At 66.6% G+C, this 3751-nt stretch carries 4 protein-coding genes and 1 pseudogene; 3 read left to right on the top strand and 2 right to left on the bottom strand.

The features are described 5' to 3' along the window. The 3 genes from QOI01_RS04015 to alc form a co-directional block, all read left to right on the top strand. On the top strand, positions 1 to 433 hold a 433-nt coding region (locus QOI01_RS04015), incomplete at its 5' end, for an inorganic diphosphatase (RefSeq protein WP_526378811.1). 70 nt (positions 434 to 503) lie between these two features. Beyond that, positions 504 to 1055, top strand: coding sequence for a 2-oxo-4-hydroxy-4-carboxy-5-ureidoimidazoline decarboxylase (locus tag QOI01_RS04010; RefSeq protein WP_526378809.1), 552 nt, complete (start codon positions 504 to 506; stop codon positions 1053 to 1055). Positions 1056 to 1084: 29 nt separating this feature from the next. Beyond that, positions 1085 to 2119 carry an allantoicase gene (alc, locus tag QOI01_RS04005; protein ID WP_526378807.1) on the top strand — a complete coding sequence of 345 codons (1035 nt, stop codon included), beginning with the start codon at positions 1085 to 1087 and terminating at the stop codon, positions 2117 to 2119. Between the two features lie 175 nt (positions 2120 to 2294). On the opposite strand, the gene lhgD is transcribed toward alc, so the two are convergent. Together lhgD and QOI01_RS03995 are read right to left on the bottom strand one after the other, a co-directional pair. Beyond that, positions 2295 to 3506: an L-2-hydroxyglutarate dehydrogenase gene (gene lhgD / locus QOI01_RS04000; protein WP_526378805.1), complete on the bottom strand. Its 1212-nt coding sequence runs from the start codon at positions 3504 to 3506 to the stop codon at positions 2295 to 2297. Between the two features lie 45 nt (positions 3507 to 3551). Continuing rightward, positions 3552 to 3751: pseudogene (locus tag QOI01_RS03995) on the bottom strand (hydroxyacid dehydrogenase); the annotation flags it as partial.

Genomic DNA, 3751 nt, shown 5'->3' with positions numbered 1-3751 from the left:
TCATGAATCCGGCCGGATGCGGCTGGACCGCACGCTGTTCACCTCGACCCAGTACCCCGCCGACTACGGCTACATCGAGAACACCCTCGGCGACGACGGGGATCCGCTCGACTCGCTCGTACTGCTGCACGGTGATCCCCTGTTCCCCGGCGTGCTGGTCAAGTGCCGCGCGATCGGGATGTTCAAGATGACCGACGAGGCCGGTGGCGACGACAAGCTGCTGTGCGTGCCCGCCGGCGATCCCCGGTGGGATCACATCCAGGACCTGGCCGACGTGCCGCCGTTCGAGCTCGAGGCGATCAAGCACTTCTTCGTGCACTACAAGGACCTCGAGCCGGGCAAGTTCGTCAAGGCTGCGGACTGGGTGGGCCGCGAAGAGGCCGAGGCAGAGCTGAACCGCTCGGTGGAGCGTTTCAAGGCCAACGGGCACTAGCCGGCACTGATTTAGCACTGCCGTAACACTCAGTAACCTGCACGTGGCTTGAGCCTCCGATCATGGCTATGTGCTGTTGCATCAAGGGATTGGCTTGGACGCGTTCAACGCGTTCCCGGAGCGCAGGGCGGTGCACGCGCTCTACGAGTGCTGCAACAGCATGACGATGGCCCGCCACCTTGCGCACGGCCGCGCCTACCTCGATCACGACGCCCTCTTCCGTCGTGCCGATGCCCTGTTGTTCGCCCTGCCGGACTCCGCGATCGACCAGATTCTCGACGCCTGCCCGCACGTCGGTCGTCGGCCGCGCAGCGCGAAGTCCCAAGCCGAGCAGTGCTCCGTGTGGGACGACGACGCCGACGTGATGGCCGAACTCGGCTCCTCTTCCCGCACCTACGCGGCGACCTTCGGGTTCGGCTTCGTGATGTATGTCGGTGAGCGCTTGCGCGAAGAGCATGACCTCGGCGGGGTGAGCGCGCGCACCGTACTCGGGACCGTCGCCGATCGCATGCACAACGACGTGGAAACCGAACGCAAGGTGGTCCGCAACGAGCTGGCGAAGATCAACCGCTCGCGCCTGGAACGCATGCTTGGTCCCGAGGGCGGCTACCACAACTGGTGACGGGTTCCGTCTCGCTTAGGCTCATCTGAGTGAGCACACCGTCGGAGAAGAACCGCGCACATTCGCACTTCCTGTCACTCCCCGATCTGGCGGCGCGGTCCGCGGGCGGCGCAGTGCTCTGGGCCAACGACGATCTGTTCGCCGAGAAGGAGAACCTCATCAAGCCGGGCTCCGCCGAGTTCCGGCCTGCCACCTTCGGCCACAAGGGCCAGGTCTATGACGGCTGGGAGACTCGGCGGCGCCGAGGCCTGACGCCCGATTCGTCCGACTCGGCGATCGTGCGGCTCGCGGTGCCGGGGATCGTGCGCGGTGTGGTCGTCGACACCGCCTGGTTCACCGGAAACTACCCCCCGCAGATCTCCGTCGAGGCCGCGTACGTCGCGGGGTATCCGTCGACCGAGGACCTGGTCGCCAAGACCGAGTGGACCACGCTGGTGGAGCGCACCGGCGTCAACGGCGACACCCGCAACCCGTTCAAGGTCGAGTCGTCGCAGCGCTGGTCGCACGTGCGGTTGTCGATCTACCCGGATGGCGGGGTGGCACGGTTCCGGGTGCACGGCGAGGGTCTGCTGAACCCGGACTTCGCCGATGGCATGACGCTCGATCTGGCGGCGCTGGAGAACGGTGGCCGAATCACGGCCTGCTCCAACATGTTCTACAGCTCGCCGAACAATCTACTGCTGCCGGGAACGGCAAGGACCATGGGCGACGGGTGGGAGACCTCACGCCGACGCGACAGCGGAAATGACTGGGTGCAGGTGCATTTGGCGACCCGGGGGACGCTCAACGCCGCTGAACTCGACACGTCGTACTTCGTCGGCAACGCACCGGGTGTCGGTCGCCTCTCCGGCCGCGACGGTGACGGCGACTGGTTCGAGATCCTGGCGCCCACCGATCTGCTGCCCGACACCAGACATCGCTTCGTGATCAAGGACGACCGGCCGGTCACCGACACCCGGCTCGACATCCACCCCGACGGCGGGATGGCGCGCCTGAGGTTGTTCGGCAGCCTCACCCCGGACGGCCTGCAGCACATCCGGGATGTGTGGGACGCCAGCGCCTGAACCACTGCCGGCGTCCCGCGTCGTCACAGCCACGGTGCAGAACTCGCGGGGTTTGCGCCCACTTCTGCGCAATGGTCGCGATCCGGCCAAACCACAGCCATGGTGCAGAACTGGCGGGCTCAGTGCCCGTTTTCGCCATCGACATCGACGGCACGGCCCGGTACACGACGCTGATCTACGACGCCGTGTCCTGATCGGTCCCGGTGGCCAACCCTGCGAGGTGGCGCCCGATGGGCAGCGCAGCGGTCGCCGCGGGCGACGGGGAGTTAAGGACGTGGATCATCCGGTCGGTGCGCTCGACGACGAAGTCGTGCACGAGTGTGCCGTCGCGACGCACCGCCTGGGCCCGGATGCCCGCTTCGCGTGGCAACAGGTCGCGCCTGGTCAATCCTGGTGCGTACTTTCGGCATTCGCGTAGATAGCTCCGCTTCGACAGCGAGTTCCTGATCTCCTTGAGACCGAGGCGCACGTTCGCCCTCGCCACGTGCCACAGCCCGGGGAACGCCAGCATTCTGGCGACGTCGCGAGGGTCGACGGAGAACTTCGGATAGCCCTCGCGGGCCAGGCCGAGAATCGCGCTCGGCCCGACCGTGATGTCACCGTCGATGGTGGGGCTCAAGTGGACGCCGAGGAATGGCAGCTCGGGGTCAGGCACCGGGTAGATGAGCCGCCGCACGAAACCCGATCGTGCACTTGGCAACTGGAAGTACTCGCCACGGAATGGGATGATCTGGACGTCGATGGGGACTCCTGCCATCTCGGCGAGCCGGTCCGATTGCAGACCGCCGCAGACCACCAGCCGGTCACAGCTCACGTTGTCCGACTCCGTCGAGATGGAGACCCCCGCCGAGGTTTCGGCGATGTCGACCGCCCGCTGATTCGTTCGAACCTCACCGCCGGCCCCGATGATGAGGTCGACCAGCTTCTCCGACACCAGCCGGTAGTCGACGATGCCCGTGCGGGGCAGATGCAGCGCTCCGAGGCCGGTCACGTTGGGCTCGAGCTCGGTGAGCTCGTCGCGGTTCACGCGTCGGCAGGTGATGCCGTTGACGGCGGCGCGCTCCTCGAGGGCGGCCATCCGCGGCAATTCGGTATCCGAGGTGGCGACGATCAGCTTTCCGCACTCGTCGAAGGCGATCCCGTGTCGACCGCAGAACTCCTTCGTCGCTCGCTCACCTGCCTTGCAGAACGTCGCCTTCAAGCTGCCGGGCTGGTAGTAGATGCCCGAGTGGATGACGCCGCTGTTGTGGCCCGTCTGGTGCGCCGCGACGGATTGCCCGCCCTCGAGGACGACGACGGACGCATCGGGCTCCGCCTGGAGCAGGTGGTGCGCCGTGGACAGGCCGACGATGCCTGCGCCGATGACGCAGTAGCGGTGATGACTCATCACTGCGCACTGTACAAACCGGCGGCCACTATCGCGCGACGATGTTCATCTCGCAACGATGTTGCGCAGTGTCTCCCCGCGGGCGAGCCTGCCGACGTTGGCGGCGACGTCGTCCACCCGGCCGGTGAACGTGTCGGCGGTGACGCCGGAGGAATGCGGGGTCATCAAGACGTTCGCCAACTCGCGGAACGGCAGATCACTTGGCGCGGACTGGCCACCGGGACCCGGGTAGGTGTACCAGACGT

The organism is Mycobacterium sp. (assembly GCF_032162605.1).
GTDB lineage: Bacteria > Actinomycetota > Actinomycetes > Mycobacteriales > Mycobacteriaceae > Mycobacterium.
Note: the sequence above shows the minus strand (reverse complement) of the source record. Positions and strands in the feature narration are given on the sequence as shown.

Excerpts from the sequence above, each read along its gene's own strand:
- lhgD (WP_526378805.1), bottom strand. The coding sequence starts at position 3,506 with ATGAGTCATCACCGCTACTGCGTCATCGGCGCAGGCATCGTCGGCCTG.